The sequence below is a fragment of the Streptomyces sp. NPDC031100 genome, assembly GCF_055570785.1.
Window position 1 is genome coordinate 412,516 of the sequence record NZ_JBVIGN010000003.1, and the last position, 16,476, is coordinate 428,991.

A 16,476-nucleotide genomic window follows, 5' to 3' on the forward strand; every position below is an offset into this window, starting at 1 on the left:
TCAGGTATCCCATGGCTCTCACCCAGCAGGACATCGACCAGGAGATCGCCGCCCAACACGCCGCGTACGAGAAGCGGGTCGCCGACGGCGCGCCCGTCGAACACCACCCCCGCCGCGACTACGCGCCCTACCGGTCCTCCGCCCTCCGCCACCCCAAGCAGCCCCTGGTCGCCATCGACACCGGTCAGGACCCCGAACTGGTGGAACTGCACTCCCCCGCCTTCGGGGAGCGCGACCTCACCGAGATCGACAACGACCTCACCCGGCAGCACACCAACCAGCCGATAGGCGAGCGGATCACCGTGTCCGGGCGGCTCCTGGACCGCGCCGGACGCCCGGTCCGCGGCCAGCTGATCGAGATCTGGCAGGCCAACTCGGCCGGACGCTACGCCCACCTGCGCGAGCAGCACGACGCGCCGCTGGACCCGAACTTCACCGGCGTCGGCCGCACCCTCACCGACACCGAGGGCCGCTACCACTTCACCACCATCCAGCCCGGCCCCTACCCGTGGCGCAACCATGTCAACGCCTGGCGCCCGGCCCACATCCACTTCTCGGTCTTCGGCACGGCGTTCACCCAGCGGCTGGTGACGCAGATGTACTTCCCGAACGACCCGCTCTTCCCCTACGACCCGATCCTGCAGTCCGTGACGGACGACGCGGCCCGGCAGCGGCTGGTCGCCACCTACGACCACGGCCTGTCGGTGCCGGAGTTCTCCCTCGGCTACCACTGGGACATCGTGCTGGACGGCCCGGCCGCCACCTGGATCGAGGAAGGACGCTGACCGAAACGATGACGAAGATCGACACGAGCAGCCCGGAGAACGTGCTGCCCACCCCGTCCCACACGGTCGGCCCCTTCTACGGGTACGCGCTGCCGTTCCGCGACGGCGAGGAGATCGCGCCCCTGGGACACCCCGACACGGTCACCGTGCACGGGTACGTCCTCGACGGCGACGGCAGGCCGCTCCCGGACGCCCTCGTCGAGTTGTGGGGGCCGCACCCCGACGGCACCGTCCCGCAGAGTGACGGCTCCATCCGGCGGGATCCCGCCACCGGCACCTACCTGGGCCGCAACGGCGTGGAGTTCACCGGCTGGGGGCGCATCCAGACGGACACGAAAGGCCACTGGTACGCGCGCACGCTGCGGCCCGGCGCCCGCGGACGCAGCGCGCCCTACCTGAGCGTGTGCGTCTTCGCCCGCGGCCTGCTCACGCACCTGTTCACCCGGATCTATCTGCCGGGCGATGAGGCGGCGCTCGCCGCGGACCCGCTGCTCACCCGGGTGGGCGACCGGCGCAACACGCTGATCGCGGGCGACGAGGGCGGCACCACCTACCGTTTCGACATCCGCCTTCAGGGCGAAGGCGAGACGGTTTTCCTGGAGTTCCAGTGACCTTTGCATCTCCTCCGTACGCCGACACCGGTCTGCTCGCCCCCGAGTGGGGCCTGTCCGGCGCGGCCTCCGAGACGAGCGACCACGCGTATCTGCGGGCCCTGCTCGACGCCGAGGCCGCGCTGACCCGGGCGCAGGCCGCGCTGGGACTCGCCCCTGCCGAGGCCGCGGCGGCGGTGACCGAGGCGGCCGTTCCGGCGAACTTCGGCATCCGTTCGCTGGCGGCCCGCACCCCGGCGGGCGGCAACCCGGTCATCCCGCTGGTCGCCGACCTGACGGCGGCGGTCGGTGCGGAGTACGGCCCCTACGTCCACCGGGGCGCGACCAGCCAGGACATCATGGACACGGCGACGATGCTGGTCGCCGTACGCACCCTGGAGTTGATCCTCGCCGACCTGGACCGGACCGAGCGGGCGCTGGCCGGGCTCGCGGCCAGGCACCGTGACACGGCGATGCCCGGGCGGACGCTCACCCAGCACGCCGTACCGACGACGTTCGGGCTGAAGGCGGCAGGCTGGCGCTCGCTGGTCCTGGACGCACGCGACCGCATCACCCGGGTACGGGACTCGCTCCCCGCCCAACTCGGCGGCGCGGCCGGAACCTTGGCGGCTCTCCAGGCGTACGGCGCCGAGGACGCGGGCACGCTGACCGAGGCGTATGCCCGTGAACTCGGCCTTGTCGCACCGGAGTTGCCCTGGCACACGCTGCGGACGCCGGTCGCCGACCTGGCCGGCTGCCTGGCCTTCACGGCGGGGGCGCTGGGCAAGCTCGCGGCGGACGTGCTGACGCTGTCGCGCACCGAGATCGGCGAGGTGAGCGAGGGCAGCGGCGGCGGCTCCTCCGCCATGCCGCACAAGGCGAACCCGGTGCGGTCCACGCTCCTCGCGGCCGCCGCCCGGCGCGCCCCGCAGCTCGCCGCCACCCTGTACGGTTCCCTCGCCGCGGAGGACGAGCGGCCGGCCGGCGCCTGGCACGCCGAGTGGGCGCCGCTGCGCGACGTGCTGCGGCTGGTGGGCGGCGCGGCCGCACACGCGGCCGAGCTGGCCGAGGGGCTGCGCGTGCACCCCGCCGCGATGCGCCGGAACCTCGACGCCACTCGGGGTCTGCTCGTCTCCGAACGACTGTCCGCCGCGCTGGCACCCGTCCTCGGCCGTGCGCGTGCCAAGGAGCTGCTGACCGAACTGGCCCGCCGCGCCCACGAGGAGGACCGACCGCTGCGCGAACTCCTCACGGAGGAAGCCGAGTTGAAGGCCTTCGACCTGGACGGCCTCACCGAACCGGCCCGCTACACCGGCTTCGCCGGTGCCCTCACCGACCGTGCTCTGGAGCGACGTTGACCGCACACCTCCTCAACCATCGGGAAGAAGGCCCTGCCGCCGCTCCCCCGCTGCTGCTCGGCCCGTCGCTCGGCACCTCGTACGCTCTGTGGGACGCCCTCGCCCCCGAGCTGTCGATCACCCACCGGGTGGTGCGCTGGGACCTGCCGGGGCACGGCGGCTCGGCACCGGACCTGATCGGGCCGGGCGCCACCGTCGGCGACCTCGCCGCGCTCGTGCTGGCGCTCGCCAACGCCCTCGGCAAGGAGCGGTTCGCCTACGCGGGCGTGTCGCTCGGCGGCGCGGTCGGCCTGCACCTGGCCGTGCACCACCCCGAGCGGCTGACCTTCCTGGCCGTCATCTGCTCCTCCGCGCACTTCGGGGGCAGCGCGCCGTGGCGGGAGCGGGCCGAACGGGTGCGCCGGGAGGGCATGGAGTGGCTGGTGGAGAGTGCCGACGCGCGCTGGTTCACTCCCGGCTTCACCGTGCCGCGGCTGGTCCGGGACCACGGGGAGGCCGACCCTGGCGCGTACGCCGCCTGCTGCGATGCGCTGGCCGCCTTCGACCTGCGCGACCGGCTCGCCGACATCGCCGTACCGACCCTGCTCGTCGCGGGACGCGAGGATCACGCGACGCCGCCCGCCCATCTGCGGGACATCGCCGACGCCGTGCCCGGGTCCGCGCTCGTGGAACTGCCCGGGGCCTCTCACCTCGCGCCCGCGCAGTGCCCGCAGGCCGTCCTGACCGCCCTGCGCACCCAACTGAACGGGCCGCCGGCGAACGGGATGGCGGTACGCCGGGAAGTGCTGGGCGATGCGCACGTCGACCGGGCGCAGGCCCGGCAGACCCCGTTCACCGCGCGGTTCCAGGACTTCATCTCCCGCTACGCCTGGGGGGAGATCTGGACCGACCCGACCCTCTCGCGCCGCGAGCGCAGCATGATCACGCTGACCGCGCTGGTCGCGCACGGCCACTACGACGAGCTGGCCCTGCACGTACGGGCGGCCCGGCGGGGCGGGCTGACGCCGGAGGAGATCGGCGCGGTGCTGCTGCAGACCGCCGTGTACTGCGGGGTGCCCGCGGCCAACAAGGCGTTCGCGACGGCGCAGCAGGTGCTGGCCGAGGAGGAGCAGGAGGGGTCCGGCTGAGGGTGACCCTACTGGTCGTAGCCTCGGCAGCATCTCCTTCCGGCGGGCGCACCGTGCCTAGGGTGGGTGCATGTCGACTGTTCTGATCACCGGCGCCACGTCCGGACTCGGCCGGTACGTCGCCTTCGAACTGGTCCGGGGCGGCCATCTGGTCCTCGCGCACGGCCGCGACCGTGCGCGGACCGAACAGCTGGTCGAGGAGCTGCGCACCGAGGGCCGGGCGGAGGGGTTCGTCGCCGATCTGGCCTCCCTCGCCGCGGTGCGCGCCCTGGGCGCGGCCGTGGGCGCGGCGCATCCCGAGCTGGATGTGCTGATCAACAACGCGGGCGTCGGCGCCGGTCCGCGCGGCTCGGGGCGCGAGCTGAGCACCGACGGGCACGAGCTGCGGCTCGCGGTGAACTACCTGGCGCCGGTGGCGCTGACCCGCGCCCTGCTGCCGGTCCTGCGCGCCAACCCGCCCGCCCGGATCGTGAACGTCGGCTCGGTCGGCCAGGAGCCCTTGGACTTCGCCGACCCCGAACTCACCCACGGCTACGACGGCATGTCGGCGTACTGCCGCAGCAAGTTCGCCCTCGCCGCCCACACGTTCACGCTCGCCGAGGAGCTGGCGGGCACCGGGGTCGCGGTGAACGTGCTGCACCCCGCCACCTACATGGACACGGCGATGGTCCGCGAGGGCGGGATCACGCCGTGGAACTCGGTCGCGGACGGCGCGCCCGGCGTGCTGGCGCTGGCCACGCGTGAGATGGGCTCGGGCGGCTACTACGACGGGACGCGGGCGGCGCGGGCACACGAGGGGACGTACGACCCCGAGGTGCGCAAGCGGCTGGAAGCGGTCACCGGTCAGCTGCTCACCGTGTGAAGCCCAGGGGGCGGGGGCCTACCTCAGCCAATGCAGTTGCTTTTGAGCCGGCTGGTCCGTTGACCTGCTCGTGGAGGGGTGGGGGCCGGGGTGCCGGTCACGCATAGGAATCTTGACCAAGGTGTTCACGCCGGAGCTCGTGGAGGCCGCCATCGCAAGCACAGGCGAGGTGAGCAGCGGCGCCGACTGCTCCCGGCCCGGCTGGTCGTGTACTTCGTGCTCGCGCTGTGCCTGTTCGCCCGGGAGTCGTACGAGGAGGTGATACGCATGCTGACCAGCGGCATACCCGGCAGCCGGGTTCTGGCGCCCGGGTCAACCGCTCGTCGCTGTGCCGGGCGCGAGTCCGGCTCGGTGAAGAGGTGCTGGAGACGGTGTTCCGACAGGTGGCCGGCCCGCTGGCGGTCCAGGAGACGCCAGGCGCGTGGTGGCGCGGTCTGCGCCTCCTGGCATTGGACGGCACACAGTTCGACGTGCCGGACTCGGTGAGCAACGGTGACGCCTTTGACGGCCCTTCCACAGGCGGGACGCCGTTCGGCTTCCCGCAGGTGCGAGCCGCCGTGCTCGCGGAGATCGGCACCCACGCCATCCTCGACGCAGGCCTGGGCGGCTACCGGGATGGCGAACGGCGCCTGGCCTACCCGCTGGCCAGCTCGACAGGCCCCGGTGACCTCGTCATCGCCGACCGCGGGTTCTGGTCGGTCGAATTCGTCCACGCCTTCACCACGTCCGGCGCCCATCTGCTGGCCAGGCTCCAGTCCAACGACCTCGGCACCACCCAGGAGGAGCTGCCGGACGGCTCCCGGCTGTCCCTGATGCGCCCCGGCAAAGATGTCCGCCTCCGGGCAGCCCGCGAAGGCCGGGTCCTGCCGAAGGAGACGGCCTACCGCGTCATTACCTTCACCAAGGACGACAAGGCCGTGCACCTGGGCACGTCCCTGCTGGACACCGCGCAGTACCCGGCGGACGAGCTGATCGCCCTCTACCGGCAGCGCTGGGAGATCGAGCTGGCCTTCGACGAGATCAAGAACCACCTCGGCCCCGGCGGTCCACTCCGATCGCGCACCCCTGAAGCCGTGCGGCAGGAGCTGTGGGCCCTGCTCGCGGTCCACCAGGCCGTCCGCCGGTTTGCTCACGCCGCAGCGGCGAGTGGCCCGGTCCTGGATGCCGACCGGCTCTCCTACCTCCGCTGCGTCCGGATCGCCCGGCGCAGCGTGCCGTCCCAGCACGACACCTCCAGGCGCACGCTGACCAACGCCTGGAAGGAGGCCATCCAGGAAGCGCGGTCCCGCCTGCTGCCGCCCCGGTCTGGCCGGGACTGGCCCCGAGCGATCAAAAAGCCGATGCGGTGGCCGATCCTGAGGACTCGGAGCGGCCGCAGCAAGGTCGCGCCGGGGCGATGGGCGCACAACCAGACCACCAAACAGCGTAAACACCGGGGCGCAGGCAGACCCGTGCCTCGCGCTCAACCACCTTGACCTCCTTACAGCCGGTCCCCCCTGCCGGCCGGTTTCGGAGGATGCGTCCCGCCACCGTCCTTGATGTCCACCTCGCAGGTGCGTCGGTCCTCGGACTGGTCATTGGGGATCAACAGCACCCCGGCAACCTGCTCAGGGTGCTCGACGGCGAGCCACTCGTCGCCCGTGAGGGCACCGTCCGGCCCGGGCCATGCCCCGGACGAATACACCGTCTGACACCCCAACGCCACGCGCTCCTTATCGACGGCGCAGGCATCCACTCCAGGGCCGGATGTCTTGTCGGCGCCGTCGAAGCGGTAGTGGAAGTGGACCTTGTCACCTTCGGAGGGCACCTGCGGGTGGGGCTCAAGGCGCCAGTCAACGACCTCGGCGGTTACACGGAGAGGCCGCCCAGACGTGTCCTCGACCTGCACCCTGACACCGGCCTCACCGCGCTCCGCAGTCGTGTCGGTACAGCCCCAGTGGGAAGAGCAGCCGGACAGGGCGAGAATCACCAGAGCCAACGGAGCACCGGCAAGCACCCGTGCAGGGAACACTGAGATGACCTCCGGTCGGGGTGGGGCGGAGCAGTGTATCCCGGGGCCCAGCAGCTGCGGGTGATGGCGGCGAGCGCCTGCGGCGGTGAAGCCGAAACGCAGAGGAGCCCCGTGAACTAAGCGGGCATGGACAGCATCACGATGCAGCCGACTCGCCAAGTGAAGCAATGTCTAAAGCAACTGCATTGGCCTACCTCAGCCCCCGGCCCGTCTCCAACACCTCCCGCGCCTGCGCCACCAGCCCGTCCGCGCCGCATGACCGGGCGAGCGCCAGGCCCCGGTTGAGTTCCGCGACCGAGCGGATCGCGATGCCGTACTCGACCCGGGCCGCCGCGTGCTCGTACTGGCAGGGCGAGGCCTCCAGATAGGCGACGGCCTGGGCGGCGAGGCGTACCGCGCGCTGGCCGGTCTCCAGGGCGGCGGCACACCGCAGGGCCTCGCCGATGGCGGTGTCCGTGCCGAACCGCTCGGCCTGCCGGCGGGCGTCCGCGGCGAGTTGGGCGGCCCGGGCGGGGTCCTGGGTGGCGAGGGCCTTGGCGAGGTCGATGGACCAGGGTGCGAGGACGGGGTTGTGGCCGCCGCGGGAGGCGGCGGTCTTCTCGGCGTCCACCAGTTCGTTGATGCCCTCCTCCGTGCGGCCGACGGCGAGCAGCAGTCTGCCGCGTACCGAGCGGATGTCGGGCAGCACGATCGTGGACGGGTACGGCGGTGCGAAGCCGTACTGTTCGGCGATCGACCAGGCCTCGCCGATCTGTCCGCGGGCCAGCAGGGTGTCGACGAGTCCGCAGGTCGCCGACCAGTACAGCGGCAGCCCGCGGCCGACGCGCTCGGCCAGGGCCAGTGCCTCGCGCAGCGTGGACTCGGCGTCCTTCAGGCGGCCCTGCCTGCGGTAGGCGAGGCCGAGGAAGGCGTTGGCCAGGGAGAGGTGTCCGCCGCGCCAGCCGGCGGCGGTGTAGGTGCGCAGCGCCTCGGCGAAGAGGCTTTCGGCGCGGTCGAGCCGGTCGGCGTAGGTGTACGCGCTGCCGAGCATCATCAGCAGTTCGATGCCCCACTCGCCGTCGATCCAGCCGAGGCCGGGCGCGAGGCGGCCGTTGACGAGGGCGCGGTCGCACAGCTGGAGGACCTCTTCGGCGTTCTCCCCGTGGGTCATCGCGTCGAAGCCGCGCAGGATCAGCAGGGCGCGCTCGGAGTTGTCCCGGCCGGTGCAGGTGCCGGCCAGCTCGGCCAGGCGCTGGGAGCGCTCCAGGGAGACGGTCTCTCCGTGGATGCCCTCCCACATGAACTGCACGGCTTGCAGCCGCAGCCGGACCGGGCCCGCCTCGTGCCGGGCGGCCTCGGCCTCGACCGTGCGGACGGCCTCCTCCAGCTGGTCGTTGTGGAGCAGTGCCTGGGAGAGCCGGACCACGGCGTCGACCCGCTGGTCGCCTTCGAGTCCGCGCATGGCGAGCGCGTTCTGCAGGTGCTCGATGGTGACGGCGGGTGCGGTGAGCAGGGTGGCATGGCCCAGCTCGTAGAGCACCTGCGCGTGGACCTCGGGCCGGGGCGGCTCCTCCAGGGCGCGCTCCAGGCAGCGGCGGGCCGCGTCGGGCGCGCCGACGGCCAGGTGTTCGCGGGCGGCCTCGCGCAGCTGCCCGACGAGTTCCTCGTCGTCGTCCGGGTGGACCTTGAGCAGGTGCCGGGAGGCCTCGGCGGCGCCGTGTCCCGTCTCGGTGAGGATCTGCGCGGCGACGCCGTGCATGGCGGTGCACACGCCGGGCGGGATGGAGTTGTAGACGGCGGAGGCGATCAGCGGGTGGACGAACTCCAGCTCGCCGTCCTTGGTCTCGGCGGCGACCGCAGCGTCGGGCTCGGTGAGGATGCGGGCGTTGCGCAGCAGTTCGGCGCAGCGCTCGGCGATGTCGGGGTCCATGCTGGAGAGCTGTGCGACGAGGTCGACGGAGATGCCGGTTTCCAGGATGGCTGCCGCCCAGGCGAACCGGGTGGCCTCGATGCCGAGTCCCTTGAGGCGGTCGACGAGGCCGCCGCCGCGTGCGGAGCGGTTCAGGGCGCGCAGTTCCGAGGCCCCGGACTCGACCGGCTGGAGCTCGCTGTCCTGCACCTTGGCGAGGAGTTCGACGGTGTCGTACGGGTTGCCGCCGGTGACGGCCCAGACCTCGCGGCAGAACGGGTCGTCGGCGTGCCGGCCGAGGGTGGCACGGGTGAGTCCGGCGGTGGCCTCCGGGGTGAGGGCGCTGAGATTGGTGATGCGGCGGCCGGCCGCTGCGGCCACCGCGTCGAGGTGGCGGGCGCTGTCGCCGCTCACCTCGCCGGGGCGGCGGGCGACCATGACCAGCACGGACAGGTCGTCCAGGCGTTCGGCGAACGCGGCGAGCCAGCGCAGGGTCTCCTGGTCGGCCCAGTGGGCGTCGTCGACGAGCAGCACCAGCGGCCACTCGCGCCGGGCGAGCCGGCGCACGGCCGCGACGAGTCCGTCGCAGACGTACTGCGGGTCGACGCTGCCCTCTCCCGGGTCGACTATGCCGAGAGCGGGGCCCGCGATGTCGTACCAGTCGCCGAGGTACTCGCGGGCCTCCTCCGGCAGCAGGGAGACCAGCGCGGGCTGCAGCAGCTGCCGTACCACGTTGAACGGTACGGACTTCAGGGTCTCGCCGCCGCGGGCGGACCACACGGTGCAGCCGCGGCGCTCGGCGATGCGGCGTGTCTCGTTCAGCAGTGCGGTCTTGCCAAGTCCGGCCTCGCCCCGGAACATCAGCAGGCTGCCCGCGGATGACTGATCGGCGCACAGGACGTCGAGCGCCCGTGCGACGGTGGCGATCTCCGCGTCCCGCTCCCACAGGGAAGCCGAGGCGGCCGCCGACGGCCGTCCCTCCGTCATCCCGTTACCTCCCCAGGTCGCCCGAATGACGTACAGACCACGAGCGTAGCCGTCCGATGGGATGTGTGGTGGCCGGTCCGGCCAGGTGTTGCCCCGCAGGGTGAAAGTGAATGCGGCCGGGCGACGCGTACCCGGCCCGACCAGCCGGATCAGAACCGACGGAGCGTCAACAGGGCCTGGAATGAAGCTGATTTTCGAAGACGGCGGTGATCGTGGATCCCGCGGTGGTACGGCGGATCGTGCCGCGAGGGTGCCGACGGTGCGGGCGGTGGCGGCGGGGTCGGTGGGCAACCTCGTCGAGTGGTACGAGTTCGCCGTCTACGGCTATCTGGCCACGGTCCTCGCCGAACGGTTCTTCACCCCGGCCGGCGGGAGCGCGGTCGAGGGACTGGTGCGGACGTACGCCTCCTTCGCACTGGCCTTCTTCTTCCGGCCGCTCGGTGCGGCCCTGTTCGGCAGGCTGGGTGACCGGATCGGGCGGCGGCCGGTGCTGATCGGGGTGATCGCGCTGATGACGGCCACGACGACGCTGATCGGCATGCTGCCGACGTACGCGACAGCGGGAGCCCTGGCGCCCTGGCTGCTCACCTTCCTGAGGGCGCTTCAGGGGTTGTCGGCGGGCGGGGAGTTCGGCGGGGCGGTGGCCTTGCTGACGGAGTTCGCGCCGCCGGGCCGGCGTGGGCTGTACGGCGCGTGGCAGTCGTTCACGGTGGCCCTGGGCCTGCTGGGCGGTGCGGGGTTCGCGGCGACGACGGCCACGGTGCTCACCGCGAGCCAACTGGCCGAATGGGGTTGGCGGTTGCCGTTCCTGCTGGCGTTGCCGCTGGGGCTGGTGGCGCTGTGGCTGCGGGTCGGGCTGGAGGAGTCACCGGAGTTCCGGGAGCTGGGGGAATCGCCGGAGTTCCGGAAGCGGGAGAAGCCGGAGAAGGGGGAGAAGGGGACTGTGGTCGCGTCGACCGTGCTGCTGGCCGGGGGGCGGGTCATGGGCTGGTCGGCGGCCGGATACACCTTCCTCGTCGTCCTGCCCTCGTATCTCCAGGCCTCGCTGCACTCGGACGTCCGGCAGGCGCTGCTCGCCACCGTGCCGGCCACCATCGGGTTCGCCGCGGCGATCCTCCCCGCGGGCCTGCTCAGTGACCGGGTCGGGCGGCGGCCGGTGATGCTGACGGGGGCGGTGCTGGTGGTCGGGCTGGCGGTGCCGTTGTTCGACCTGCTCCAGAACGACGGGACCTCGCCCGCGGTCAGGGGTGCGGCCACGTGCGCCGCGGGCGCGGTGGTGGGACTGATGGCCGGACCCGGGCCCGCGCTGCTCGCCGAGATGTTCCCGGCGCGGGTGCGCTGGACCGGCCTCGGCATCGCCTACTCGCTGTCGAACGCGGTGTTCTCCGGCTGCGCCGGACTGATCATCACCGAGGCCGTACGACGGACCGGGAACGTGGACGTGCCCGCGTACTACGCGGCGGCGGCGTGCGGGGTGAGCGCGCTGGCCCTCGCGAAACGGCATCCGAGGAAGGTGAGTTGAGCGATGCAGGTCATCGGGCTGATGTCGGGGACCTCGTACGACGCGGTCGACGCGGCGGCCGCGGATCTGCGCCTCGACGGCGACACGCTGCTGCTGAAGCCGCTGGGCATGGTGAGCACGCCGTACGACGGCGGGCTGCGCGAGGCGCTCGCCGCGGCGCTGCCGCCGGGCGCCGTTCCGCTCGCCGAGGTGTGCCGGCTCGACACCCGGATCGGGCAGGCGTTCGCCGCGGCGGCGGTCCGGGCGGACCGTGAACTGTGCGCGGGACAGGGTGAGTTGGTGGCCTCGCACGGGCAGACCGTCTACCACTGGGTCGACGGCGGCCGGGTGCACGGCACGCTCCAGCTGGGGCAGCCCGCGTGGATCGCCGAGGCGACCGGGCTGCCGGTGGTCGCCGACTTCCGGGCCCGGGACGTCGCCGCGGGCGGCCAGGGCGCGCCCCTGGTGAGCCTGGTCGACCTGCTGTGGCTGCGGGGCAGGCCGGGCACGCCCGTCGCGCTCAACATCGGCGGCATCGCCAACCTGACCGCGCCGGACGGGACGGCCTTCGACACCGGGCCGGGCTGCGCGCTGCTGGATGCGGCGGCCCGGGAGTTCACCGGCGGGCGGCTCGCCTACGACGCCGACGGGGCGCTGGCCGCGCGGGGCCGGCCGGACCTGCCGTTGCTGGACCGGCTGCTCGCGGAGCCGTACTACGCGCTGGTGCCGCCCAAGACGACCGGGAAGGAGCTGTTCCACTCCGGATATCTGCGGGCGGCCGTGCCGAACGGCCTCTCCGCGGAGGACGTGCTGGCCACGCTCACCCAGCTGACGGCCCGGACGGTCGCCGACGCGGTACGGGCCCTCGGCGCCACAGAGGTGATCGCCTCCGGCGGGGGCACCCGCAACCCGGTGCTCATGTCCCGGCTCCGACACCTGCTCCCCGAGACCGCCGTGCGCACCTCGGACACGCTCGGCCTGCCCGCCGCCGCAAAGGAGGCATACGCCTTCGCGGTCCTCGGCTTCCTCACCGCCCACAACCTCCCCGGCACCGACCCCCGCAGCACAGGCGCCGCCCACCCGAGCGTGCTGGGGTCGGTGACACCGGGGCGTGGCGGCCTGCGCTTGCCGCCGGCTCCGGGGGGCGGGCCGGTGCGGTTGGTGGTGGAGGCCTGAGGGCCGAGCGGCCGAGCGGCCGAAGTACGGCGGGCGGAGCGGGCGGCCGGTGGCCGGGCACGGGACGCCTCGGCCGCGAGCCGAGCCAAGTCCTGCGGCGGAGGAAGCCGGGCCCGCCGCCAGAGGCCGATGCACAGAAATTCGAGGCGAAATGTAGTGGTTCGTCGATTTGGCAGGGCATCCTCTCATCCCGCTTTCACCGATGCCTCATACGGTGGGGGCATGACGCAGGTGACTCCTCCCGGGTGGTACCCCGACCCCGGGCAGACGAATGACGGTCCGCCCACCGAGCGCTGGTGGGACGGCAAGGCCTGGACGGACCAGACCCGCCCCGCCGGGACGGCCGCCACGTGGGGTCCCCCGGCGCAGCAGCCGGCCGGTGCCGCGCAGCCGACTCCCCCGGGATACGCGGCGTACCCGGGTTATCCGGCGCACCCGGGTTATCCGGCGTATCCGGCCCAGCCGTCGGCCGCACCCCGGCGCCGTCTGCGCACGGGCATAGCCGTCGGGGCGGCAGCCGCGGTTCTGGCGAGCATCGCGGTCGGCGTGGTTGCCCTCTCCAAGAACCACGGCGACGACGGCCGGGTCGACCGCGCCGGTTCGCAGCAGGGACAGGGCGGGCAGAACGGCGGCCAGGGCGGCCCCGGCGGCGGTTCCGGCGGGTCCGGTGGCTCGGGCGGGTCCGGCGGGTCCGGTGAGTCGCCGGCGCCTGGGCAGTCCGCGGCGCCCAAGGTCAAGGGGGGCGGCACGGTGCCGGATCCGGTGAACGGGATCAGCCTGCCCGTGCCGAAGGGCTGGACCGGGGAGACGATCAGAGTCGGCGCCCAGGTGACCTCCGAAGACTCCTACACGTGCCCCGGCAGCTCCAAGACCTGCACCGCGGGCGGCGCCTACACCGCGCCCGCTCTCGTGCTCGGCACGAAGGGCGACACGGCCGAGGCGGTCGCCAAGGCGGACATCGCGGCCAACGCCAGGGAGTCCTACGGCGGTGACAGCTACGGCGGCATCACCTCGCACGAGGTGCTGGCCTCCAAGGCCGTGACGGTGGCCGGGCAGAAGGCCTACCTGGTGCGCTGGAAGGCGGTCACCAAGAAGGGCGCCGACGGCTATGTCGAGTCGGTGGCCTTCCCCTCGCCCAACGACGCCAAGCAGATCGTCGTGGTGCGCTTCGGCGTGGACGTCGGGCAGAAGGTGTCCGTCATCGACGAGATCCTCAAGGGCATCAAGGTCTCGTCGGGCGGCGGGAACGGCCAGAACGTCTGAGGAGCTGCGAGGAACTGCAGAGACCTCTGGAGACCTCTGGAGACCTCCAGAAGACCTCCGGAGACCTCTGAAGACAGAAGTCGGCCGGGTGGGGCGCCCCTCCGCTCAAGGGGAACCCCACCCGGCCGGCGGGTGCGCGCCGCCCCCGTCCCCACGGTGCGGCGCGAGCAGGTCACCGTTCAGTCATCCCGTGAACGGCGGCCTGAGTCTTATGTCAGTCCGAGCGCGGGCAGCACGGTGGCCTCCACGAAGCGGACGAGATAGTCGGCGTCGGCGTACTGGCCGCTGAGCACCGGGCGGACGCGCAGGACGCCGAACATCATGGCGGGGATGTACTCGAGTGCCGGGTGGCCCGCCGGCACCTCGCCCCGGGCCACACCCCGGGCCAGCATCTCCTGGAGCGCGGCGATCTCGGGCAGGACGAGCGCCTCGCGCAGCGCCTGCGCCAGCTCGTGGTCGGCGGTGACCGCGTGGCCGAGCGCCTGCATGAGCCGGGCGTCCTTGTCGGACCAGTCGCCCGCGACCCGCGCGGCCTGACGCAGGTCCTCGGCGAGCGATCCGGTGTCGATGCCGGCGAAGCGCACCTTGCGGCTGGCGCGCAGCGCGGCCGCGACGAACTGCGGCTTGGTCTTCCACTGCCGGTAGAGCGTGGACTTGCTGCACCGGGTGCTGGCGGCGACGCCCTCCATGGTCACGGAGTCGTAGCCGCACTCGCGGATCTGTTCCAGCACGGCGTCGAAGAACTCCCGCTCACGCTCGGGCGTGATCTTGGAGCGGCGCGAGGCGGCGACCGTCTCCGGTCCGTCCGCGGCCTGCGACGTCATGCGTGGCTTCTCCTCACTCATGGGCGGCTCTGCTACCCGGCCCGCTCAAGCCTCGCTCGAGCGCGGCCGCAGAGCCTGTCTCCAGTGTGTCGCACATCAATCGATACGCAAGTGTACCGGTACTGAAGCGTATCGGTACACTGACGTATCGGTACACTCCCGTATCGGTACGGGGACGTATCGATGAGTTCCGGGCCGCGGTCCGGTCTCGGCACGCACCACCACACGCACGACCGTCAGCGAAGGGGCCGGGGGATGAATGCCCGAACCGAGCCTGCAGAAGCGGAGCCGGACGCGATAACGCGCCCGCCGCTCCTCCGTGAGTTCCTGCTCGTCGCAGGGCTCTTCCTCGTCTACAAGCTCGGGCGGCAGCTGGCCACCGGCCACACCGCGGACGCCTACCGCAACGCCCACCATGTGTGGAACCTCGAACGAGCCGTGCACCTTCCCGACGAGACCGGCGTGCAGTCCGCACTGCTGCACGGCGACAGCCTCGTCCACCTGGCCAACACCTACTACGCGACTGTCCACTTCCCGGCCACGCTGGGCTTCCTGGTCTGGCTGTATCTCAGGCGGCCCGCGCACTATGTGTGGGCCCGCCGGGTGCTGGCCGCGGTGACCACCGCCGCGCTGGTGCTGCCGTTCACCTATCCGCTGGCCCCGCCGCGGATGCTGACCGGCACCGGCCTGGTGGACACCGCCCGGATCTACGGCCCCTCCGTCTACGGCCCGCCGTCCAGCGACCACCTCTCCAATCAGTTCGCGGCGATGCCGTCGCTGCACTTCGGCTGGGCGCTGATGGTGGCGATCGGCCTGATCGCGGCCACCCGGTCGCACGGGCGCTGGCTCTGGCTGCTGCACCCGCTGATCACCCTGCTGGTGATCGTGGGCACGGCGAACCACTACTGGCTCGACGCGATCGTGGCGACCGTCATGCTCGGCATCACCCTTGCGGTCGTCCATCCCCCGCGGCATACGGCCGACCCGGCGGGACGCGGTGCGCGGCGGCTCGCACCGAAGGAGCCCGTCCTGGTGGGGGCGGGCCGATGAACGCCGCCGCCCTGATCGCCGTCGGCCTGTCCCTGGTCTCCGCCGTCGCCTACGCCGCGGCCGCCGTCGCCCAGGAACGCCTCGCCTCCCGCAGCTCCGGTGCGGGCCTGGTGCGGCTGCTCGGCACCGGCGCCTGGTGGGCGGCCGTCGGCCTGAACGCGGCCGCCGCGCTGCTGCACGTGGTGGCCCTCAAGTACGGTCCGCTGACCCTCGTCCAGCCGCTGGGCGCGCTCACTCTCGTCGCGGCGGTGCCGCTCGGGGCTCGAGCGGCCGGGCGGCGGGTCAGCGCGGTGGAGTGGCGCGGTACGGCGTTCACGCTGCTGGGTCTCGCCGCGCTGCTGGTCACCGCGTCGGGCCCGGCGCCCGAGCGGGTGCTGACCCTGACCGAGGCGCTGGCGGTCGCCGGTACGACCGCCACCCTGATCGGCGTGCTCTCGTGGCCCGGCTCCCGGCCGGGCCTCAGGCACGCGACCGCCTCCGGGTTCGCCTCGGGTGTCGCCTCCGCGCTCACCCAGACGGTGACGGTGGCGGCCACGGACCGCACCGGTCCGGTGCTGAACACCGAGGTGGTCGTGGTCGCCGTCCTGGTCGCCGCGTTCGCCACGGGCGGGCTGCTGCTGTCGCAGACGGCCTACCGCGGCGGTCTCGGCGCCCCGCTGGCCGTGGTCACCCTGGCCAACCCGGTGGCCGCCGCGGTCATCGGCCTGACGCTGCTCGGGCAGGGCCTGCAGGGCGGCGCGGGCGGAGTGCTGGTGGCGCTGATCGGGGCGGGCCTGGCCGCCTGGGGTGTGGTCCTGCTGACCCGGGCCACTCCGCAGCCGGTGCACGACGACGACCATCCCGTGGCCGCGGTGCTGGCGCTGGAGCCGGGCACAGCGACGGCGGAACCGGCGCTGGTGCCCCGGCAGCCGGAGCAGCCGGGGCATCTCACCGCGCTCTGAGCACACAAAGGCGGGGGGGGGGGGGGGGGGGGGGGGGGGGGGGGGGGGGGGGGGGGGAGGGCGGGGGGGGGGGGGGGGGGGGGGGGTGGTGGGGCCTGGTCTCCGCTCCTTCT

Annotated in this window: 14 protein-coding genes and 2 pseudogenes; 13 read left to right on the forward strand and 3 right to left on the reverse strand. The window is 72.9% G+C overall.

The features are described 5' to 3' along the window. The first annotated feature begins 11 nt into the window (after positions 1-11). The 7 genes and pseudogenes from pcaH to ACZ5DS_RS09750 all read left to right on the forward strand — a co-directional run bounded on the left by pcaH (position 12) and on the right by ACZ5DS_RS09750 (position 6,197). On the forward strand, positions 12-785 hold the full coding sequence (gene pcaH / locus ACZ5DS_RS09720) for a protocatechuate 3,4-dioxygenase subunit beta (protein ID WP_468235571.1): 774 nt from the start codon (positions 12-14) through the stop codon (positions 783-785). 8 nt (positions 786-793) lie between these two features. After that, complete coding sequence (gene pcaG / locus ACZ5DS_RS09725) at positions 794-1,396, forward strand: protocatechuate 3,4-dioxygenase subunit alpha (protein ID WP_468235573.1); 603 nt, start codon at positions 794-796, stop codon at positions 1,394-1,396. Further along, a complete protein-coding gene (pcaB, locus tag ACZ5DS_RS09730) occupies positions 1,393-2,733 on the forward strand; it encodes a 3-carboxy-cis,cis-muconate cycloisomerase (RefSeq protein WP_468235575.1) in 1,341 nt (446 codons plus the stop codon). Before pcaG ends, pcaB begins: the two co-directional genes overlap by 4 nt. Then, positions 2,730-3,860 carry a bifunctional 3-oxoadipate enol-lactonase/4-carboxymuconolactone decarboxylase PcaDC gene (gene pcaDC / locus ACZ5DS_RS09735; RefSeq protein WP_468235577.1) on the forward strand — a complete coding sequence of 377 codons (1,131 nt, stop codon included), beginning with the start codon at positions 2,730-2,732 and terminating at the stop codon, positions 3,858-3,860. Before pcaB ends, pcaDC begins: the two co-directional genes overlap by 4 nt. A gap of 70 nt (positions 3,861-3,930) precedes the next feature. Continuing rightward, positions 3,931-4,722: an SDR family NAD(P)-dependent oxidoreductase gene (locus ACZ5DS_RS09740; RefSeq protein WP_468235579.1), complete on the forward strand. Its 792-nt coding sequence runs from the start codon at positions 3,931-3,933 to the stop codon at positions 4,720-4,722. 90 nt (positions 4,723-4,812) lie between these two features. Further along, a pseudogene (locus ACZ5DS_RS09745) lies at positions 4,813-4,971 on the forward strand (transposase domain-containing protein); the annotation flags it as partial. Beyond that, complete coding sequence (locus ACZ5DS_RS09750; RefSeq protein WP_468235580.1) at positions 4,950-6,197, forward strand: IS4 family transposase; 1,248 nt, start codon at positions 4,950-4,952, stop codon at positions 6,195-6,197. The pseudogene ACZ5DS_RS09745 and the gene ACZ5DS_RS09750, both read left to right, overlap by 22 nt. Positions 6,198-6,202: 5 nt before the next feature. On the opposite strand, the gene ACZ5DS_RS09755 is transcribed toward ACZ5DS_RS09750, so the two are convergent. Beyond that, entirely contained in the window at positions 6,203-6,733 is a 531-nt protein-coding gene (locus ACZ5DS_RS09755; protein ID WP_468235582.1) for a hypothetical protein, read from the reverse strand. A 190-nt stretch (positions 6,734-6,923) separates the two neighbouring features. Then, entirely contained in the window at positions 6,924-9,608 is a 2,685-nt protein-coding gene (locus ACZ5DS_RS09760; protein WP_468235584.1) for an ATP-binding protein, read from the reverse strand. 181 nt (positions 9,609-9,789) lie between these two features. Here ACZ5DS_RS09760 and ACZ5DS_RS09765 point away from each other — a divergent pair. The 4 genes and pseudogenes from ACZ5DS_RS09765 to ACZ5DS_RS09780 form a co-directional block, all read left to right on the forward strand. Then, positions 9,790-10,485, forward strand: a pseudogene (locus ACZ5DS_RS09765) (MFS transporter); the annotation flags it as partial. Positions 10,486-10,590: 105 nt separating this feature from the next. Beyond that, positions 10,591-11,130: an MFS transporter gene (locus ACZ5DS_RS09770; RefSeq protein ID WP_468236398.1), complete on the forward strand. Its 540-nt coding sequence runs from the start codon at positions 10,591-10,593 to the stop codon at positions 11,128-11,130. Between the two features lie 3 nt (positions 11,131-11,133). After that, entirely contained in the window at positions 11,134-12,285 is a 1,152-nt protein-coding gene (locus ACZ5DS_RS09775) for an anhydro-N-acetylmuramic acid kinase (RefSeq protein ID WP_468235585.1), read from the forward strand. Positions 12,286-12,507: 222 nt separating this feature from the next. Further along, positions 12,508-13,548 carry a DUF2510 domain-containing protein gene (locus ACZ5DS_RS09780; RefSeq protein WP_468235587.1) on the forward strand — a complete coding sequence of 347 codons (1,041 nt, stop codon included), beginning with the start codon at positions 12,508-12,510 and terminating at the stop codon, positions 13,546-13,548. Positions 13,549-13,757: 209 nt separating this feature from the next. Here the strand turns inward: ACZ5DS_RS09780 and ACZ5DS_RS09785 are convergent, their stop codons facing one another. Then, complete coding sequence (locus tag ACZ5DS_RS09785) at positions 13,758-14,372, reverse strand: TetR/AcrR family transcriptional regulator (RefSeq protein WP_468235589.1); 615 nt, start codon at positions 14,370-14,372, stop codon at positions 13,758-13,760. Between the two features lie 255 nt (positions 14,373-14,627). Here ACZ5DS_RS09785 and ACZ5DS_RS09790 point away from each other — a divergent pair, with 255 nt between their 5' ends. Together ACZ5DS_RS09790 and ACZ5DS_RS09795 are read left to right on the forward strand one after the other, a co-directional pair. Next, the gene (locus ACZ5DS_RS09790; protein ID WP_468235591.1) at positions 14,628-15,422 is read left to right on the forward strand and encodes a phosphatase PAP2 family protein; all 795 of its coding nucleotides are present in this window, start codon (positions 14,628-14,630) and stop codon (positions 15,420-15,422) included. After that, positions 15,419-16,363: a DMT family protein gene (locus ACZ5DS_RS09795; protein ID WP_468235592.1), complete on the forward strand. Its 945-nt coding sequence runs from the start codon at positions 15,419-15,421 to the stop codon at positions 16,361-16,363. The genes ACZ5DS_RS09790 and ACZ5DS_RS09795 overlap by 4 nt, the downstream gene beginning before the upstream one ends. Positions 16,364-16,476: the final 113 nt, after the last annotated feature.

Excerpts from the sequence above, each read along its gene's own strand:
- ACZ5DS_RS09785 (WP_468235589.1), bottom strand. The coding sequence starts at position 14,372 with ATGACGTCGCAGGCCGCGGACGGACCGGAGACGGTCGCCGCCTCGCGC.
- ACZ5DS_RS09770 (WP_468236398.1), top strand. The coding sequence starts at position 10,591 with ATGGGCTGGTCGGCGGCCGGATACACCTTCCTCGTCGTCCTGCCCTCG.
- ACZ5DS_RS09740 (WP_468235579.1), top strand. The coding sequence starts at position 3,931 with ATGTCGACTGTTCTGATCACCGGCGCCACGTCCGGACTCGGCCGGTAC.
- ACZ5DS_RS09790 (WP_468235591.1), top strand. The coding sequence starts at position 14,628 with ATGAATGCCCGAACCGAGCCTGCAGAAGCGGAGCCGGACGCGATAACG.
- ACZ5DS_RS09775 (WP_468235585.1), top strand. The coding sequence starts at position 11,134 with ATGCAGGTCATCGGGCTGATGTCGGGGACCTCGTACGACGCGGTCGAC.
- ACZ5DS_RS09780 (WP_468235587.1), top strand. The coding sequence starts at position 12,508 with ATGACGCAGGTGACTCCTCCCGGGTGGTACCCCGACCCCGGGCAGACG.
- pcaG (WP_468235573.1), top strand. The coding sequence starts at position 794 with ATGACGAAGATCGACACGAGCAGCCCGGAGAACGTGCTGCCCACCCCG.
- pcaH (WP_468235571.1), top strand. The coding sequence starts at position 12 with ATGGCTCTCACCCAGCAGGACATCGACCAGGAGATCGCCGCCCAACAC.
- ACZ5DS_RS09760 (WP_468235584.1), bottom strand. The coding sequence starts at position 9,608 with ATGACGGAGGGACGGCCGTCGGCGGCCGCCTCGGCTTCCCTGTGGGAG.
- ACZ5DS_RS09795 (WP_468235592.1), top strand. The coding sequence starts at position 15,419 with ATGAACGCCGCCGCCCTGATCGCCGTCGGCCTGTCCCTGGTCTCCGCC.